A 17,411-nucleotide genomic window follows, 5' to 3' on the forward strand; every position below is an offset into this window, starting at 1 on the left:
ACAAAATGGGCAAAGGAGCATGAATGAGCACATGAAGGACCGTATAGAGCTTATATATGACGAAGCATACGATTTTATAGATCAGGCATTAACTAAAATAAGAGCGCTGGATAAAAATGATCTTCAAGCTGAAAATGAAGAAGTGCAGGAAAAGGCAGAACGGACAGAGTTTGCACTTCAAGCTGCACGAGATATTTTAGAAAATATGATTATCCCGGGTAAAAAATTGACTTTTATTTACGAAAAAGGTTCTGTGGTAGTAGAAATTCCCGATAAAAAATAAAAACGACTTCCTTTTATGGAAGTCGTTTTTATTTTGGTAATGCAAAGTGTTCATCAATGGATGCATCACTTTTTCGATACTGCCCGGGTGTCATATTGGTTGTTTTACGAAATACTTTTGTTAAATAATTGGCATTTGCATAGCCGACGTTTTCAGCAATTTCTTCGATTGAATACTTGGTTTGATGCAATAGCTCGGCCGCTTTTTGAATGCGAAGCTTCGTTAAATATTGAATCGGCGTAATCCCTGTTGTTTGTTTGAATAACCGGCTAAAATGATAGCGAGATAAATGAGCTGCATCTGCCATTTCATCCGGACCGATTTCTTCATGATAATGATTGCGGGCAAATAAAATAGAGCTAATGATACTTTCAGGCCAATCCTCTGTAAAACTGTCCATGCTTTTAATATATTGATACAGCTCCATTACAAAGCGGTAAGATAAGCTTGAGGCATGAAATGGATCTGCTATATGTTTTTCACTTGCCCTCTTATATATCTGAGCAAGCAGCTGAACAGGTGCTGATTCAGGGTGAAATCGAATTACAGGGGAGTGGGTTGACTGAATATAATCCCAGCATTTTTGTACTTCATCTCCGTATAATGTAAGAAAAATAAACTCCCAGTTTTCACTTTCCTTTGGTAAGTAATAGCGATAATTTCCAGGTATATTGACGATGAATGCTTTTCCAGCATCCACTTTATATTCTTGTCCATCTATTTCAATCATCCCGTACCCAGAAACCGTGTATTGAAAAATATATTTTCCTACATCTTTTCGCTGATTTCCGCTCCAGTTATAAAGGGGCGAGAAAACTTCATCCCATCCAACCGACCAGAGCTGCGCAACTTCGTTTGTGCGGGATTCTAAAAACCTGTATGCGTACGTTGAATATTCTTGAGCTTGGAAATGTGAGAGCAAATTTTCACCTTCTTTTTGAAATAAAGTAGTACTTAATTCTTACTTTAACGTAATCGCTTTCATTTTTCTATAATTTTTTGAAAATATCATGATTATTTTTGGTGAATGTCTCTAAATCTATTATTTTCTTATAATTTGCAAGTCAAGGCTCCCATGAAGATAACACCTTTTTGGCGCAAGAGCAGTTCATCATCAATTTAAAAGAATCATTTTTAAAGTGATAAGCAAAAAAGTACCGATTATCGATAGGAATTTTACCATTGAGGCAAGGAAAATTGGACTTTACAATGTACATATGAATCCGTTTCCAAAAAACTACTTAAAATAGGTGATAATAAATGCTGGAAAAATTAATCGAAGAGTTCAAACAAATATTTCATTCGTCAGAAGCTATTCGCTGCTTTTTTGCACCAGGGCGTGTCAATTTAATTGGAGAACATACTGATTATAATGGAGGGCATGTTTTTCCTTGTTCATTGAGTATAGGAACGTATGCGGTAGTACAAAAACGTCATGATCGAAAAATACGTATGTACTCTAAAAACTTCTCTGAAGCAGGCGTTATTGAATCCTCTTTAGAGCAATTAACGTACAAAACCGAGGATGATTGGGCTAATTATCCAAAAGGAGTAATGGACACCTTTAAAAAGCACGGATATGATCTTCCTTTTGGTTTTGATATCTTGTTTTTCGGCAACATTCCTAACGGAGCAGGGCTTTCATCGTCGGCATCAATTGAGTTAGTCACATGCGTACTTTTAAATAAAATTCTTGAATTGAATATTGATATGATGGACCTTGTAAAAATGGCGCAGCAAGCTGAAAATGAATTTATCGGCGTAAGCTGCGGGATTATGGATCAGTTTGCAATTGGAATGGGAAAAGAAAATCAAGCCGTATTGTTAAACTGCCAGACTCTTGAATACCAGTATAGCCCGCTGCAGTTAACAGATGCTGTGCTCGTTATTTCTAACACAAATAAGCGAAGAGGGCTGGCAGATTCAAAATATAATGAGCGCCGTATGGAGTGTGAAAGAGCACTATCAGATTTGCAAACTTCACTTTCCATTGATTCGCTTGGTGATTTAACAAAAGAACAATTTGAAAAGCACAAATCTTTAATACAAAACGAAGTAGATTGTAAGCGCGCTAAACATGCGGTATATGAAAATGAACGCACAAAAGAAGCGGTTGCTAAATTGCAAAACGGCGATTTAAAAGGATTTGGTCAATTGATGAATGAGTCGCACTGTTCGCTGCGAGATGACTATGAAGTAAGTGGAAAAGAATTAGATGCTCTTGTAGAAGCAGCCTGGTTGCAAGAAGGTGTGATTGGATCACGCATGACAGGTGCAGGCTTTGGAGGCTGTACAATCAGTATCGTAAAAAAAGCACAGGTTGATAGATTTATTGAGGAAGTAAAAGACGCTTATTATAAGCAAACGAGTTTAGAAGCTGAATTTTATGTGGTTACGGTTGGAGAAGGAGCGCGTGAACTCACATTAGAAGCAGTATAAGAGAAAACAGATAGAGAAAGGAACGAGTGTATGTCAGTCAACATTCATGAAGAAATCACCCGACTTATTCAATATGGTTTACAAAAGAATCTAGTAACAAAATGGGATATAGATGTGGTGAGAAATAAACTGCTGGAAGTGTTAGAACTCGACGAATGTATTACGGTAGAAGTTAAAGAAGAACGTTTGGAACATCCAGCTGCTATTTTAGATAACATGCTTGATTGGGCTGCCGAAAACAATCGAATCGCCGATAATTCTATCACATATAGAGATTTATTCGATACCAAAATAATGGGATGCTTTGCAAGCATGCCTTCAGAGGTTAATCGAACCTTTTACGATCACTATCAGCAAAACCCTCAAAAAGCCACAAGCTATTATTATAAGCTGTCAAAAGACATTCACTATATTCGCAGAGATCGAATTGCTAAAAACGAAAGATGGGTAACAAACACTGACTTTGGAGAACTTGAAATTACTATCAACTTATCTAAGCCGGAAAAAGATCCAAAAGCAATTGCAGCAAGCAAATCACTGAAAGAAAGCAACTACCCGCTATGCCTGCTCTGTAAAGAAAATGCTGGCTATGCAGGCCGCATTAACCACCCAGCTCGCCAAAATCACCGGATTATCCCTGTGGAATTGCAGGAAGAGCTGTGGTACATGCAGTTTTCACCTTACGTTTATTATAATGAACATGCCATTGTTTTCGCGAGTGAGCATACACCTATGCATATTTCAAAGCAAACGTTTAAGCGGCTGCTTGCCTTCGTTGAACAATTCCCACATTATTTTTTAGGGTCAAATGCAGATTTACCCATCGTAGGAGGATCTATTTTAACGCATGATCACTTTCAAGGAGGCTATCATGAGTTTCCTATGGCTAAAGCAAGAATAAATAAATTGTTCTCTCTTGAAGCGCATCCAAACGTGAAAGCTGGAATTGTTCATTGGCCAATGTCGGTCGTTCGTCTTCAAAGTTCGCACCTTGCACCATTAGTGGAAGCAGCGGATTTCATTTTGAAGAAATGGAAATCATATAGTGATCAAAGTGCTGGTATTTTAGCTTTTACAGATCAAACTCCTCACAATACGGTCACGCCTATTGCTAGGAAAAGAGGGGATTTGTACGAATTAGATTTAGTACTGCGAAACAATCGAACAAACAGCAAGCATCCAGATGGCATTTATCATCCGCATGCAGAAGTTCATCATATCAAAAAAGAGAACATAGGTTTAATTGAAGTAATGGGGCTTGCGGTTTTACCCGGTCGTTTGAAAGACGAAATGAGTCTAGTGGCCAAAGGGTTAGTTCAGAATAACCTGAGTGAAGTAGCCAGCAGGCATGATCAAGTGAAAAAACACGTGAAGTGGGCTGAACACATCAAGAAAAAATATCCGCATATTGAAGTGGAAAATGTCCAAAGCATTCTTCAACAAGAGCTCGGTTTGATCTTTGCGACTATTTTAGAGCATGCAGGTGTGTTTAAACAAACTGCTGAAGGGCAGCTCGCATTCAGTCGTTTTATGAATTCGTTAAATGAAGCGTAAATCATTAATAAAAACAGGCAGCTCGTAATGAGCTGCCTGTCTTTATACAGTTAGGGCATGCTGTTTTAAAAGGGTATACAGAGCCTGTGTTCCTTTATTATCCTGGCCTTGTTTTTCGAGCTGTTCATAAAGCGATTTTGCTAATTTTAGCCCGGGTGTATACAGCTCCATTTCTTCAGCTGATTCAATGGCAATCTTCATATCTTTAATGAAGTGTTTAATATAAAAGCCTGGTTCGAAGTCTCCTTTAATCATGCGAGGAGCTAAATTGCTTAACGACCAGCTTCCCGCTGCGCCTGTTTCAATACTTTTTAGAACGGTATTCGGATCTAATCCGGCTTTTTCAGCATAAAGTATCGCTTCGCAGACACCCATCATATTAGAGGCAATAGCAATTTGATTGCACATTTTTGTATGTTGACCAGCACCGGCGCTTCCTTGAAGAACGATATTTGTCCCCATTTTTTCAAGAATAGGCGTAACGGCAGAGAATGCTTCAGAATCGCCTCCTACCATAATCGCTAAGGTTGCTTTCTGAGCCCCAATATCTCCTCCTGAAACAGGAGCGTCAAGCGCATGAATGTGCTTCTCTTTTGCTGCTTGATAAATCTCACGAGCAAGTATAGGGCTTGATGTCGTCATATCAATTGTATAGCAGCCTTTCTTTGCATTATGTATAATGCCGTCTTTTCCTAAATAAATCTCTTTTACATCGTGAGGATAGCCTACCATGGTGATAATAACATCAGATTGTTCGGCCACTTCTTGAACGGTTTCTTTCCATTTGGCCCCTTTTTCAAGTAGTGCTTGAGCACGAGTTTTTGTTCGTGTATAAACAAGGACTTCATATCCTGCGTCAATTAAATGCCCGGCCATGCTTTGACCCATAACGCCTGTTCCGATAAAACCAATTTTTTCTTTAGTCACAGCAGTATTCACTCCTAAAGTTAATAGTTTGATTATTCTAAAATTATATAGTTAAAGTTTGGGATAATCAATGATTCCGACTATATATAGATAGAGAAAAGCACTCTCAGTCCTATGTCTTGAATACGAGGTAAGGAAAGAAAGTACTGAGAAGAACCTATGCCGAAAAATAAAAAAAGCGCTGGCTTTACAGCCAACACTTTTTAGTGTTGATTATTTGCTGGTTTATTCGGTACACCCAGTTCTCCAATCAAAATTACAACTAGCGTGAAAACTACTCCAAGGATGGAAGCGGTTGCGAAACTGTAAGTACCGCCCGTCATTGCAGAGATTACGTACACTGCCATATTCATTAGTAAAAAGCCCCAAACAAAAGCCATTACGACACGCATTCTATTCACCTCGTTTACAGTACAGTTTGATTTCATTTTAGCATATAGCAGTCAAATAAGAAATTGAATTTTTTATGAATAAATAAGGGGCGTGCTCCCATGCAGAAACAAAAGAGCAATAAGTCAGAAATAGGCATTATTCTAGTGCGCTTTTTTATGGTTCTATCATACACTGTATGGAACAACTAGTAAGTTACGGAGGAAGAGCTATGATACATCGACGCTTTTTTAGCTTAGATACGCAATGGAATGTCGTACATGTCCCTGAACGACCGAATGGTTTCGGTGTGTTAGTATTGGGTGATAAAGATCATTTTGTTGAAAGTTCAACTAGCTTATGGATTCAGCACGGCGGAAGGTCACAGCTGTTGCAATGTTTACAAGATGAAGGATACACAGTATTTTATTCCAATTTATATGGCCGGCATTGGGGGTCTCCTGAAGCATATCACCTTGCAAAACAACTTTATCATTTAGTAATGAAACAAGAAATTTTAAATAAACGAATTCATATTTTAGCTGAAGGAATGGGGGCTCTGTTAGCGCTGCAGCTAATGGAAAATGACGGGAATACGTTCATTCGATCAGCTGGTTTACTAAATCCGTGTATTGATCTTCATACGCATGCAGAACATGAAAAAAACAATAAATTCTTTTATAAACAATTCACGAAGGACTTGACTCAAGCTTATAAAGTGGAGCGGAAGCAAGTATCAAAGCTAATTAAGGAGTACCCTTCCGTTACGGAATTAAAATCAACGCTGCCCGTGAAGATATGGACCGCGCCTAATGCCTCTACTCATTATCCAATTGCACACAGTAAAAAATATGAACTACATCGTGAAGAACTTCACTCTCCGATTATGCTTTCACTTTATTTGCCTGAAAAAAACTATTTATTTGAACGGTCCCTTCTCCAATTTTATAAACAGCATGAAAAAGTGTTATAAGCAAAGCTTCTATGATTATACATATCATAGGGGCTTTTTGTATAAGAGATAAAAGGAAAAAGAGAGTTCATGATGTTTTTAGGGATGAACTACTTTGAAATAAGGAATGAGTACTCTCTATAACTATAGGGCTTTAAGCTTTTGTTTAATAAATGATGAATGAAGAATTGGAGGAAGCGATATGGGAAATGTAGTAGTAATAGGGGCAAACCGCTTTATTGGTTTTCATTTATGTATGACTTTTTTAGACGAAGGTACAGAAGTAAAAGGATATACACATTCTGCTCATAAAGAAGAAGATGATTTGCAGGAAGAGATGAAATTTTTCTTAGGGCGAAACGCTAATTATGTATCGACTGAAGTAGGCGATTCATTAGATATGATTACATCAGAAACGGATATTGTCTACTTCACGTATTTCGATGGAGGAGATTTTTATCATCCTGATTTTTTAAGACAAGAAATGCAAAAAGCGCAGCAAGTACTCATTCAAGCACTTAATAAATGCCGTCAATTCAACATTCGATTTGTGTTTGTTTCTACCATGCGCGTATTTGGAGACCAGCAGCGAAAGATTGAAGAAACAACGATTCCAGAACCGGACAGTAGTGAAGGAAGGCTATACGTTCATTTTGAGCGAATGATAGAAAAATATAAAGATGATGGATGGCCCATTATGATTGTCAGAACGCCCACTCTTTATGGACCTTGGCAGCCTTTGTCAATGTGCTATTCTAAAAATATTGCCGGGTACGAGGAAGCTTTTACCATTATGGAAGGCACGGATTTTATTATTTATATTGAAGACGCCGTCAGTGCACTCAGACGCTGTAAAACTGGTGCATATTCATATGAAGTGGTTCATTTAGTTGAAGAAAAATTACAGCCTTGGAGCGCAGGAGCAAACATTACTCATATGGAGGTGAAGGAAGAAGCGGCTCAAGAAAAATATGAAATTAGCAGGAAAGCGAAAGAACTGCTGCATTTTTCTTCCAAAGTAACGGCTAAAGAAGGCATTTACCTGCAAAAAAAACATATGAGAACATTCTTTTTACCTCTTCATTAAAAGGAGAAAGTTGTACTTATAGAATAGATTCGCTAATATAAGGAGGAATAAATGTTTTTAATAAAGGAGATTTCACTATGGAAGAGCAAAATATGCAATTCATGCAAATTGCAATGAAGTACTTGCCAGAAGCAAAGCAGATTTTAGATGAAACAGGCGTTGAGTTATCAATGGAACACGTACAGCCGGTATTGACATTACTGACAAAAGTAATGAACGACGCCTATGAGCTTGGCAAGCAAGATGCATTAGCTGAAAATGAAAACAACTAAAGAAAACAGCTCGGTAGAATCCGAGCTGTTATTTTTGTTTGTAAAATAAATCGACTAAAGGGGCAAACTGTTTAAGAAGAGGAGCTAGTTCTTCGACGGCGAGTACAATTTCATCGATTTGTTTGAATAATCTTTCCCACTCCTCTCGCTCTCTTTCTTCTCTTGATTTTCTGCGCCCAGCTCCAAACATAAAATCAGAAAAAGCTTCATTTCTTTGTCTTCTTGCCATGATACTCATTCCTTTCACTATCTTAATGGTGGGTAAGTTCTTACCTAATGTCCCATACTAGAGTAAGAGGGACCCGTATGATTACTATATGTAGCATGATAGATACCTGAGTAGGACGAACACCCATATAGACAAAAAATAAAAAATGAAGTAAAATTAGTACCAACTCATAATAATTGATTATATAATCGGTAAATGAAATGACAGATATAGGTTTTATAGGAATATAAGCCTTTTATTTAAAGGAGAGGTTGATATGAACGCTGGTGTTCTAGGAATTGGACGTTATGTACCAGAGAAAGTTGTAACAAATTTAGATCTTGAAAAAGTAATGGATACATCAGATGAGTGGATTCGTACGCGCACAGGTATTCAAGAGCGCCGAATTGCAGCCGATAACGAGGACACATCTGATTTAGCTTATAAAGCAGCAGTTGAAGCTTTACATAAAGCTAACGTCGAGGCAGAAGATATTGACATGATCATTGTTGCTACGGTAACGCCAGATCAACCGTTTCCTACAGTATCATGTATGCTACAAGAAAAATTGGGAGCAAAAAAAGCAGCTTCTTACGATGTGAGTGCAGCATGTGCAGGATTTATGTACGGCATGATTACAGCTAAGCAATTTATTGAAACTAATGCTTACAAGCATATATTAGTGGTCGGTGTAGAAAAGCTTTCTAAGATTACAGATTGGGACGACCGTAACACGGCTGTTTTATTCGGAGACGGAGCAGGTGCAGTTGTAATGGGACCTGTGTCAGAAGGACGAGGTATTTTATCCTTTGAACTAGGATCCGACGGTACGGGAGGCAAGCACTTGTATCAAAACGAGCTTGATCATATTGTCATGAACGGACGTGAAGTATTTAAGTTTGCTGTTCGACAAATGGGGGAATCTGCTGTTAATGTAATTGAAAAAGCAGGTTTAACAAAAGAGGATGTTGATTTTCTTGTACCTCATCAAGCGAATATTCGTATTATGGAAGCTGCAAGACAGCGATTAGACTTGCCTGAAGAAAAAATGTCTAAAACAATCCAATACTACGGCAATACATCAGCAGCATCGATTCCAATTTCAATTGTTCATGAGCTTGAAGCAGGGAAAATTCAAGACGATGATTTAATTGTAATGGTTGGCTTCGGAGGCGGCTTAACATGGGGAGCTATTGCCATTAGATGGGGAAAATAACACTACATTTTTAAAGCAACTGAAGGAGATGAATGTACGATGAATAAAAAACGTGTAGTTGTAACAGGACTTGGTGGGCTTACACCAATTGGAAATGACGTAGAAACAGCTTGGAAAAACGCAGTAGCAGGCGTGTCTGGCGTTGGTCCTTTAACAAGACTAGATGCAGATGAATTTCCTGCTAAAGTAGCGGCTGAAGTAAAAGATTTTAACGTGGAAGATTTTATTGACCGCAAAGAGGCTCGTAAGATGGATCGCTTTACTCAATATGCGATGGTAGCTGCATTGGCGGCTGTTAAAGATTCGAATTTGACTATTACGGAAGAGATTGCTCCAAACGTCGGGGTTTGGATTGGTTCTGGAATTGGCGGTATGGAAACGTTTGAAAATCAATATTCAACGTTATTAGAAAAAGGTGCCCGCCGTGTAAGTCCATTCTTTATTCCGATGATGATTCCTGATATGGCAACAGGACAAGTTTCTATTGCTTTAGGGGCGAAAGGCGTGAACTCTTGTACGGTAACGGCGTGTGCAACAGGTACAAACTCTATTGGTGATGCATTTAAAGTCATTCAACGCGGAGATGCAGACGTGATGGTGACGGGCGGTACGGAAGCACCAATCACGCGTTTATCTATTGCTGGTTTCTGTGCGAATAAAGCACTTTCTACAAATCCAGATCCTGCAACAGCATCTCGTCCGTTTGATAAAGACCGCGACGGCTTCGTTATGGGAGAAGGTGCGGGTGTTATTGTGCTTGAAGAGCTTGAACATGCATTAGCACGCGGCGCACGTATTTATGCTGAAATTGTGGGTTATGGTTCAACAGGAGATGCTCATCATATCACAGCGCCAGCTCCAGGAGGAGAAGGCGGCGTTCGTGCAATGCGTCATGCGATTGAAGATGCAGGTCTACAGCCAAGTGATATTGATTACATCAATGCTCACGGTACAAGTACAGGGTACAACGATAAATTTGAAACGATGGCTATTAAAGAAGTATTTGGTGACCACGCTCAAAAAGTAGCAATTAGTTCAACAAAGTCAATGACTGGCCACTTGCTAGGAGCTGCTGGTGGAGTAGAAGCTATTTTTAGTGTGAAAGCAATTCAAGACGGTATTCTTCCTCCAACAATTAACTATCAAACACCCGATGAAGAGTGCGATTTAGACTACATTCCAAACAAAGCGCGTAAGCAAGAAGTAAAAGCGGTGCTAAGCAACTCACTTGGATTCGGTGGTCACAATGCAACAATCATCTTTAAAAAGTACGAAGCATAATGAAAAATTCTAGGCTGACGCCTAGAATTTTTTTTATTTTTAATAACCAAAAGAGTAGCTGTGAACATATCATGAAACAAAAGGATGAAGAAAGAGAGGGGAAAACATGCCGATTGTTTCAACTTCTACTTGGACGGAGCCGAAAGAAATAAGCCGTTATCTTGCGCGCTATTTTAAGAAATTAAAAGAAAAAGAATATATGGAATTACTTTTTAACTATGGAATGTGTCCGCCTTCTTTAATGTTTATAAAAGAATTAGAAGAAATGAAGAAAAGGCAGGTTTGGAAGAAAGTAAAAGCACATTATGAAAAGCTTAAAAAAGCATGGAATGGGCCGGATGTAGCGGTGCTAGTGCTTCCAAGCAATCCTCGAAATCGAAAAATGCAGCGTGAATTTAACGGAAGAGCAGGTGTCGCTTTTACCGATAAATTATTTGTGTTTATGACAAGTCATACATCCGATGAAGAAATGTTAGCGGTGCTTACCCATGAATATCATCACGTTTGCAGGCTAAAAGCCATTAACAAATCTGATGAAACGATTACTTTGTTAGACGCTATGATGATGGAAGGGTTAGCTGAAAGAGCAGTGGAGGAATATTGTGGTAAAAAATATTTAGCCCCTTGGACAAATTATTATACCATTGAAGAAGCTAAAAAAATGTGGGAAAAGCATGTTAAACCTTATTACAATCTGCGCGCTGACGAAAAAAAATATGATCAACTGTTATTCGGCCAAAATTGGTATCCAGAAATGATGGGCTACAATATCGGTTATCATCTTGTTACTTCATGTATGAAGCCTCACACTTTAACTACTACCCAGCTGCTTCCTCTTAGTACCAATACTATCTTAAAAAAATCTGCGTTCCAACTGTAAAAAAATAAGTTCTATATACCCAAAATAAAAAATAGTAAATTTTATCCTGTTTTCAACAAAAAATTAGGAGGTTTATGCGTTAAAGTGCTGAAGAGATATTCAAAAATCATTATTTTAAAAATAAAAAATATAATTAATTTTCAAAATATATTGATTTTGTAATGAAATTGTAATAATATCTTATTCAAATATAACAATTTTTAGAAAAATGAGGTGTGCACTATAAATGGATAAAAAGCCCGTCGAATCAACACCTTTACTAGAAGTGAAAAATTTACAAACTGCTTTTTCCATTAATGATTCCTGGCATAATGCTGTGGACGACGTGTCGTTTCAAGTCGGACGAAAGCGAATTGTAGGAGTTGTAGGAGAATCTGGCTGTGGAAAAAGCGTATTGTCTTTATCCGTTATTGGGCTATTACCTAAAGTAAATAGTCAAATTAGAAGCGGAAGCGTTGTATTTAACGGAAAGAATCTTACGCACTTATCAGAGGATGAGATGAATGATGTTCGGGGAAAAGACATCTCAATGATTTTCCAAGAACCGATGACATCTCTCAATCCTGTTTTAACCATTGGGTATCAGCTGCAGGAAGTATTGTTTAACCATATGAATATATCGAAAGCGGAAGCGCGTGAAAAAAGCATTGCGCTTTTAAAAAGCGTTGGTATTTCGAGATCCGAAAAGCTCATCGATGAATATCCGCATCAGCTGTCGGGAGGAATGAGACAGCGCGTCATGATTGCCATGGCGGTAGCTTGTCAGCCTAAACTTTTAATTGCGGATGAGCCGACAACCGCCCTGGATGTTACGGTTCAAGCTCAAATTTTAGAATTGTTAAAAGAAATTCAAGAAAGCAATGATATGTCTATTATTATGATTACTCATGATTTAGGAGTCGTTGCTGAGATGTGTGATGAAGTGATTGTCATGTATGGCGGGAAAATTGTTGAGCATACAGATGTTGATACGTTATTTTATGCCCCAAAACATCCGTACACGAAAGCTCTTCTTCACTCAATTCCACGCATGGAAGATGATGTAGAAGTATTAAATACGATCAAAGGAATTGTGCCTTCTCTTGTAAACATGCCGAGGACAGGCTGTCGTTTCGTTAACCGATGTCCTCATGCAATGGAAGACTGCAGTTCCGTTACGCCTGTTCTTCGCGAGGATTCACAGGGGCATGACGTCGCATGTCTGCTGTATGAAAACAGCTATCCGTCAAAAGGAGTGAAGACAAGCTAATGACTAAAGCAGTGAAAGATGTATTGCTAGAAGTTCAGCATTTAAAAACCTACTATCCTATTCACGGGGGATTTTTTCGAAAGAAAATTGGTGATGTAAAAGCAGTTGACGGTATTTCCTTTGCGATTCGAAAAGGAGAAACGCTCGGTCTGGTAGGAGAATCTGGCTGTGGAAAATCCACGGCAGGAAGGACGATTCTAAGACTGTTGGAACCAACTAGCGGAAAAATTATTTTCGATGGTAAAGATATCACAGAAGCAAGAGGAACTTCTCTCCGTAAAATTAGACAAGATTTCCAAATGGTTTTTCAAGATCCCTATGCTTCCCTCAATCCAATGCAAATGGTTGGAGATGTTATTTCTGAACCAATTCGGAATTTTACAGGAAAATCAACCAATCAATTAAAATCAGAAGTTATGAATCTACTTACAAAAGTAGGGTTACCGGAAGATGCATACTATAAATATCCTCACGAATTTTCCGGTGGACAGCGTCAGCGTATTGGAATTGCACGTGCACTTGCACTTCGTCCAAAACTTATTATTGCTGATGAACCGGTGTCGGCACTTGACGTTTCTGTCCAATCACAAGTTTTAAACCTTCTTAAAGAACTTCAACAAGAATTCGACCTAACCTTTTTATTTATTGCCCATGATTTGAGTGTTGTTAAACATATGAGTGACCGTATCGGTGTTATGTACCTAGGCGGTTTAGTGGAAATTGCTGATAAGAAAAGTCTATACGCAGAGCCGTTGCACCCTTATACGCAAGCGCTTGTATCGGCTATACCTGAACCAGATCCACGAAAGAAAAAACAGCGTATTATTTTACAGGGAGATGTGCCAAGTCCAATTGATCCGCCAAAAGGCTGTGCGTTTCATCCTCGCTGTATACATGCCATGGCAGAGTGTAGCCAAATGAAACCTGCCTTAAAGGAGGTGAGACCTGGCCATCAAGTAGCTTGCCATTTATATAACTCGTAAAAGCTACATACGAACAGATTATTAGTTAAATAGGGGGAACGTCATGATGAAAAAGAAATCGTTTTTATCACTTGTTTCCATTTTGCTTGTGCTATCGCTTTTTCTAGCGGCATGTAGCGGTGGAAGCAGTTCTTCATCTTCTAGTAATAAAGAAGGCGGAGAAGCAAAAACTGAAGGTGCAAAAACAGACAAGCCAAAAGATGGCGGAACGATTACGTATGGGATTGATGGAGCGCCGGAAGGGCTTTTTGAGTACGCATTGTATGGTAGTGCGTATGATAGCCAAATCTTAGAATTTATCAATGAAGGTCTTTTTACTTATGATAAGAAATTAAAAATTAAATCTGACTTAGCTACTTGGGACGTGAGTGGTGATAAACTAACTTACACGTTTAAATTAAAAAAGGGGATTAAGTGGCATAACGGAGATCCATTAACTGCAGATGATTTTAAATATACGTATGAAACGATTGCTGATAAAGACTATACAGGTCCACGCTATGTAAACGTTGAGCATATTAAAGGCGCTCAAGAATATCATGACGGCAAAGCGGATTCTATTTCCGGAGTTGAAGTGGTAGATCCGCAAACATTTAAAGTAACGTTTAAAGAAGTTCGTGTAAATAACTTAGACAATCTATGGCCGTATCCAATGCCGAAAAAGTACTATGAAGGAATTGCTGTAAAAGATCTTGCAGAGTCCAAACAAGTTCGTAAAGAGCCTATTGGTGTTGGACCATTTAAAGTGAAAAAAGTGGTAGCAAGTGAATATGTTCAGATGGAACGCAATGATGACTATTGGAAAGGTAAGCCTCATCTTGATGGCGTTGTTGTAAAAGTACTGGATCCATCTGTTTCCGCCGGAGCATTGAAAAAAGGCGATGTCGACATTATGGATGTTCGCCCAGCTGATTTAGGGCAAGTTGAAAAAGCAGAAAACTTAGACTTTTTGGAAGGGAAATCAACTAGTTATTCGTATATTGGTCTACGATTTGGACATCGTGATAAAAACGCTGGTAAAAACGTAGATGATTATGATAAGTTCAAAGATCTAAAACTTCGTCAAGCATTGCTTTACGCAATAGATAGAAAAGCAATGGTAAAAGCATTTATGAACGACAAAGCGGTTGTTTCTAACACAGTTATTCCGTCTGTATTCTGGATTGCTGCTGACCAAAAAGATTTAACAAAGTACAAGTATAGTCCAGAAAAAGCTAAAAAATTGTTAGCTGAAGCTGGTTATAAAGATAAGAATAATGACGGTTTTGTAGAAGATCCAAACGGAAAACCATTTACGATCTCATTTGGTCACTATGCTGGTCCAGCCAACTTCGAGGGTCGTGCGAAGGCTATTATGCAAGCATGGAATGATATTGGTATTAAAACAAAATTAGCAACGGGTTCACTTGTTGAATTTAACTTGTACAATGAAATGAAAGATAACGACGATAAGGCGTTAGAAGCGTTCTTCGGTTCTTGGGACACTGGTTCAGATCCAGATCCTACAGGATTATGGAGCTCTAATGCTGAATGGAACTATGGCCGTTGGGTAAATAAGGAATCTGATGAAATGCTTAAAGACGGTTTGAGTGAAAAATCATTTGATGATAAACACCGTAAAGATGTATATGTAAAATGGCAAAAATTCTTTAACGAGCAGCTGCCAGCACTTCCTTTATGGGAAAATATCAATATTTATGCTGTGAATAAGCGTGTGAAAAACGTAACTCTAGATCCATCAACGGTAGTTGTAGATCCGGAGAAATGGTCTGTAACGGAATAAGTATTTTACATGTAAAGGAGAGTCAACGATGCTGCAATACTCACTAAGACGTATTTTAGGGATGATTCCAATGTTGATTCTGATCTCCTTTGTTGTGTTTTCCCTGGCAAAAATGATGCCAGGGGACCCTTTTGGGGGAGAAATCAACCCCAGTAATACAGATCCAAAATACATTGAGGAAATGCGTGATAAGCTAGGATATAACGATCCTATCTACGTTCAATATTGGAACTGGGTAAAGGGAGTGGCACAAGGAGATTTAGGAAAGTCAACAACTCATAAGTTACCGACATTAGATATTATTTTAGAGCGTATGCCTAATACGATCTTTTTAGCTTTGACTTCGCTTTTGATTACGTATGTGTTTGCATTTATTTTAGGTATGTATGCAGGAAGAAAACCGTATACCTTAGCAGATAACTTTATTGCAGGATATAATTACTTTGCATTAGCGGTTCCATCGTTTATCGCAGGGATCGTAGGCATTTATTTATTTTCCTTTCAGTTAGGCTGGTTTCCGTTTAGCGGTTCTGTTGAAGTAGGATTAAAAGAGGGATCATGGGAATTTATTCAAAGTAGAATTCATCACGTTATATTACCTGCACTGATTCTTGGCTTGATGTCGACCGCGCAGTATACCCAATTTTTGCGCAATGATATTATTGAAAACAGTCGCAAAGATTTTGTGCGCACAGCTAGAGCAAAAGGAACAAAAGAATCTAAAATTTATAATGTTCATATCTTACGCAACTCAATGATTCCGCTTATTACGTTTTTAGGGTTTGATCTTGTAACAATCATTAGCGGTTCTATCATTACAGAGACAATCTTTACGTATCCAGGAATCGGAAAGTTGTTTGTTGACTCTGTAGCAACTCGTGACTACTCAGTTATGATGTCGCTTACAATGCTGTTTTCAATTTTAACACTAGTTGGGAATCTGGTTGCTGATTTGTTATACGGCGTAGCAGATCCGCGTATTCGTTTGGATTAGGAGGAGAAAGTATGGAAATTGTAACGAAAAAAGATGTACAGCCAGAAGTGAATATGAAAGCTCCTAAAAACCTTTCTCCATGGGCGATTGCGCGAAAGAAGTTTGTGAAAAATAAACTAGCCATGATAAGTTTGGCTTTCATGATTGTGATTACGCTTCTTGCCATTTTTGCACCGCTGCTTACAAAAGCAGATATTACACGTATCGACTATATGGCGATGAATGCAGCGCCTTCCAGTGAGCATTGGTTTGGAACGGATACAAATGGTCGAGACGTATTTGCACGTACATTGTATGGAGGAAGAACTTCGTTACTGATTGGAGTTGCTTGTACAACACTCGTTATTTTAATCGGAACTCTTATTGGTTCGATTGCGGGTTATTACGGAGGCAAAGTGGACCAATTCTTAATGCGTTTTACAGACTTTGTCTTAAACTTTCCGCTCATTGTTTTTGTTGTAGTGTTAAATACAATTCTAATTGGAAAAATCTCAGGCGTTTGGACGCTCATCCTAGTTGTTAGTTTCCTAAGCTGGGGAAGTACGGCCCGGCTGGTGCGAAGCAAAGTGTTGGCTGAAAAAGAAAATGAATATGTGCTTTCAGCTGTTTCCATTGGGTGCAGCCCGTTTAAAATCATCTTCAAACATTTGCTGCCAAATGTGTTTTCAACGATTGTGGTTCAAGCCAGTTTGCAGATGGCCATCCTTATCGTGTTTGAGTCAGCGATTAGCTTTATCGGTTTTGGCGTGCCGGCTGATACGCCGAGCTGGGGGAATATGCTGACAGAAGCAAGGGAATCAGATGTGCTGCAGAATAAGCCTTGGATGTGGGTTCCGCCAGGTTTAGCTATTACATTTACGATCCTGGCTATCAACTTCATTGGTGAAGGATTAAAAGATGCTTTAAATCCAAAATCTCTTCGTTAAAAATCTAT

Annotated in this window: 18 protein-coding genes; 14 read left to right on the top strand and 4 right to left on the bottom strand. The window is 38.6% G+C overall.

Translation table 11 applies throughout. The features are described from left to right. Positions 1 to 31: 31 nt before the first annotated feature. Positions 32 to 283, top strand: a complete 252-nt coding sequence (locus MKX72_RS03505; protein ID WP_014461601.1) for a hypothetical protein — start codon at positions 32 to 34, stop codon at positions 281 to 283. Between the two features lie 28 nt (positions 284 to 311). Here MKX72_RS03505 and MKX72_RS03510 read toward each other — a convergent pair whose 3' ends face one another. Beyond that, the gene (locus tag MKX72_RS03510) at positions 312 to 1,205 is read right to left on the bottom strand and encodes a helix-turn-helix domain-containing protein (protein ID WP_013081740.1); all 894 of its coding nucleotides are present in this window, start codon (positions 1,203 to 1,205) and stop codon (positions 312 to 314) included. A 338-nt stretch (positions 1,206 to 1,543) separates the two neighbouring features. Between MKX72_RS03510 and MKX72_RS03515 the strand changes: the two genes are divergently transcribed. Continuing rightward, positions 1,544 to 2,722, top strand: a complete 1,179-nt coding sequence (locus MKX72_RS03515) for a galactokinase (RefSeq protein ID WP_033578039.1) — start codon at positions 1,544 to 1,546, stop codon at positions 2,720 to 2,722. A gap of 30 nt (positions 2,723 to 2,752) precedes the next feature. Further along, positions 2,753 to 4,276: a UDP-glucose--hexose-1-phosphate uridylyltransferase gene (galT, locus tag MKX72_RS03520; protein WP_033578040.1), complete on the top strand. Its 1,524-nt coding sequence runs from the start codon at positions 2,753 to 2,755 to the stop codon at positions 4,274 to 4,276. A gap of 42 nt (positions 4,277 to 4,318) precedes the next feature. Here the strand turns inward: galT and MKX72_RS03525 are convergent, their stop codons facing one another. Both MKX72_RS03525 and MKX72_RS03530 read right to left on the bottom strand, forming a co-directional pair. Continuing rightward, on the bottom strand, positions 4,319 to 5,203 hold the full coding sequence (locus MKX72_RS03525) for an NAD(P)-dependent oxidoreductase (RefSeq protein WP_033578041.1): 885 nt from the start codon (positions 5,201 to 5,203) through the stop codon (positions 4,319 to 4,321). Positions 5,204 to 5,406: 203 nt separating this feature from the next. Beyond that, on the bottom strand, positions 5,407 to 5,595 hold the full coding sequence (locus tag MKX72_RS03530; RefSeq protein WP_028412377.1) for a YjzD family protein: 189 nt from the start codon (positions 5,593 to 5,595) through the stop codon (positions 5,407 to 5,409). 209 nt (positions 5,596 to 5,804) lie between these two features. Between MKX72_RS03530 and MKX72_RS03535 the strand changes: the two genes are divergently transcribed. The 3 genes from MKX72_RS03535 (at position 5,805) to MKX72_RS03545 (ending at position 7,883) form a co-directional block, all read left to right on the top strand. After that, on the top strand, positions 5,805 to 6,545 hold the full coding sequence (locus tag MKX72_RS03535; protein ID WP_013055401.1) for a hypothetical protein: 741 nt from the start codon (positions 5,805 to 5,807) through the stop codon (positions 6,543 to 6,545). Between the two features lie 181 nt (positions 6,546 to 6,726). Next, positions 6,727 to 7,611, top strand: coding sequence for an NAD-dependent epimerase/dehydratase family protein (locus MKX72_RS03540; RefSeq protein ID WP_033578042.1), 885 nt, complete (start codon positions 6,727 to 6,729; stop codon positions 7,609 to 7,611). A gap of 77 nt (positions 7,612 to 7,688) precedes the next feature. Next, a complete protein-coding gene (locus MKX72_RS03545) occupies positions 7,689 to 7,883 on the top strand; it encodes a ComZ family protein (RefSeq protein WP_013081746.1) in 195 nt (64 codons plus the stop codon). Between the two features lie 28 nt (positions 7,884 to 7,911). On the opposite strand, the gene MKX72_RS03550 is transcribed toward MKX72_RS03545, so the two are convergent. Then, on the bottom strand, positions 7,912 to 8,112 hold the full coding sequence (locus MKX72_RS03550) for a hypothetical protein (RefSeq protein ID WP_028412375.1): 201 nt from the start codon (positions 8,110 to 8,112) through the stop codon (positions 7,912 to 7,914). Between the two features lie 256 nt (positions 8,113 to 8,368). Between MKX72_RS03550 and MKX72_RS03555 the strand changes: the two genes are divergently transcribed. The 8 genes from MKX72_RS03555 (at position 8,369) to opp4C (ending at position 17,403) form a co-directional block, all read left to right on the top strand. Continuing rightward, the gene (locus MKX72_RS03555) at positions 8,369 to 9,307 is read left to right on the top strand and encodes a beta-ketoacyl-ACP synthase III (RefSeq protein ID WP_013081747.1); all 939 of its coding nucleotides are present in this window, start codon (positions 8,369 to 8,371) and stop codon (positions 9,305 to 9,307) included. 39 nt (positions 9,308 to 9,346) lie between these two features. Continuing rightward, complete coding sequence (gene fabF / locus MKX72_RS03560) at positions 9,347 to 10,588, top strand: beta-ketoacyl-ACP synthase II (protein ID WP_033578043.1); 1,242 nt, start codon at positions 9,347 to 9,349, stop codon at positions 10,586 to 10,588. Positions 10,589 to 10,694: 106 nt separating this feature from the next. Continuing rightward, on the top strand, positions 10,695 to 11,468 hold the full coding sequence (locus MKX72_RS03565; protein WP_016763040.1) for a DUF2268 domain-containing protein: 774 nt from the start codon (positions 10,695 to 10,697) through the stop codon (positions 11,466 to 11,468). Positions 11,469 to 11,694: 226 nt separating this feature from the next. After that, complete coding sequence (locus MKX72_RS03570) at positions 11,695 to 12,717, top strand: ABC transporter ATP-binding protein (RefSeq protein WP_028412372.1); 1,023 nt, start codon at positions 11,695 to 11,697, stop codon at positions 12,715 to 12,717. Then, a complete protein-coding gene (locus MKX72_RS03575) occupies positions 12,717 to 13,700 on the top strand; it encodes an ABC transporter ATP-binding protein (RefSeq protein ID WP_049162920.1) in 984 nt (327 codons plus the stop codon). The genes MKX72_RS03570 and MKX72_RS03575 overlap by 1 nt, the downstream gene beginning before the upstream one ends. A 43-nt stretch (positions 13,701 to 13,743) precedes the next feature. Continuing rightward, positions 13,744 to 15,483: an oligopeptide ABC transporter substrate-binding protein gene (opp4A, locus tag MKX72_RS03580; protein WP_034267675.1), complete on the top strand. Its 1,740-nt coding sequence runs from the start codon at positions 13,744 to 13,746 to the stop codon at positions 15,481 to 15,483. 28 nt (positions 15,484 to 15,511) lie between these two features. Further along, on the top strand, positions 15,512 to 16,477 hold the full coding sequence (opp4B, locus tag MKX72_RS03585; protein ID WP_013055410.1) for an oligopeptide ABC transporter permease: 966 nt from the start codon (positions 15,512 to 15,514) through the stop codon (positions 16,475 to 16,477). Positions 16,478 to 16,488: 11 nt separating this feature from the next. Further along, positions 16,489 to 17,403: an oligopeptide ABC transporter permease gene (opp4C, locus tag MKX72_RS03590; protein WP_013081753.1), complete on the top strand. Its 915-nt coding sequence runs from the start codon at positions 16,489 to 16,491 to the stop codon at positions 17,401 to 17,403. Positions 17,404 to 17,411: the final 8 nt, after the last annotated feature.

Source organism: Priestia sp. FSL R5-0597 (assembly GCF_038006305.1).
In the GTDB taxonomy this organism is placed as follows: Bacteria; Bacillota; Bacilli; order Bacillales; family Bacillaceae_H; genus Priestia; species Priestia zanthoxyli.

Excerpts from the sequence above, each read along its gene's own strand:
- MKX72_RS03570 (WP_028412372.1), top strand. The coding sequence starts at position 11,695 with ATGGATAAAAAGCCCGTCGAATCAACACCTTTACTAGAAGTGAAAAAT.
- opp4B (WP_013055410.1), top strand. The coding sequence starts at position 15,512 with ATGCTGCAATACTCACTAAGACGTATTTTAGGGATGATTCCAATGTTG.
- MKX72_RS03565 (WP_016763040.1), top strand. The coding sequence starts at position 10,695 with ATGCCGATTGTTTCAACTTCTACTTGGACGGAGCCGAAAGAAATAAGC.
- MKX72_RS03550 (WP_028412375.1), bottom strand. The coding sequence starts at position 8,112 with ATGGCAAGAAGACAAAGAAATGAAGCTTTTTCTGATTTTATGTTTGGA.
- MKX72_RS03555 (WP_013081747.1), top strand. The coding sequence starts at position 8,369 with ATGAACGCTGGTGTTCTAGGAATTGGACGTTATGTACCAGAGAAAGTT.
- MKX72_RS03545 (WP_013081746.1), top strand. The coding sequence starts at position 7,689 with ATGGAAGAGCAAAATATGCAATTCATGCAAATTGCAATGAAGTACTTG.
- MKX72_RS03530 (WP_028412377.1), bottom strand. The coding sequence starts at position 5,595 with ATGCGTGTCGTAATGGCTTTTGTTTGGGGCTTTTTACTAATGAATATG.
- MKX72_RS03535 (WP_013055401.1), top strand. The coding sequence starts at position 5,805 with ATGATACATCGACGCTTTTTTAGCTTAGATACGCAATGGAATGTCGTA.
- MKX72_RS03505 (WP_014461601.1), top strand. The coding sequence starts at position 32 with ATGAAGGACCGTATAGAGCTTATATATGACGAAGCATACGATTTTATA.
- MKX72_RS03515 (WP_033578039.1), top strand. The coding sequence starts at position 1,544 with ATGCTGGAAAAATTAATCGAAGAGTTCAAACAAATATTTCATTCGTCA.
- opp4A (WP_034267675.1), top strand. The coding sequence starts at position 13,744 with ATGATGAAAAAGAAATCGTTTTTATCACTTGTTTCCATTTTGCTTGTG.
- MKX72_RS03575 (WP_049162920.1), top strand. The coding sequence starts at position 12,717 with ATGACTAAAGCAGTGAAAGATGTATTGCTAGAAGTTCAGCATTTAAAA.
- galT (WP_033578040.1), top strand. The coding sequence starts at position 2,753 with ATGTCAGTCAACATTCATGAAGAAATCACCCGACTTATTCAATATGGT.
- fabF (WP_033578043.1), top strand. The coding sequence starts at position 9,347 with ATGAATAAAAAACGTGTAGTTGTAACAGGACTTGGTGGGCTTACACCA.
- opp4C (WP_013081753.1), top strand. The coding sequence starts at position 16,489 with ATGGAAATTGTAACGAAAAAAGATGTACAGCCAGAAGTGAATATGAAA.
- MKX72_RS03540 (WP_033578042.1), top strand. The coding sequence starts at position 6,727 with ATGGGAAATGTAGTAGTAATAGGGGCAAACCGCTTTATTGGTTTTCAT.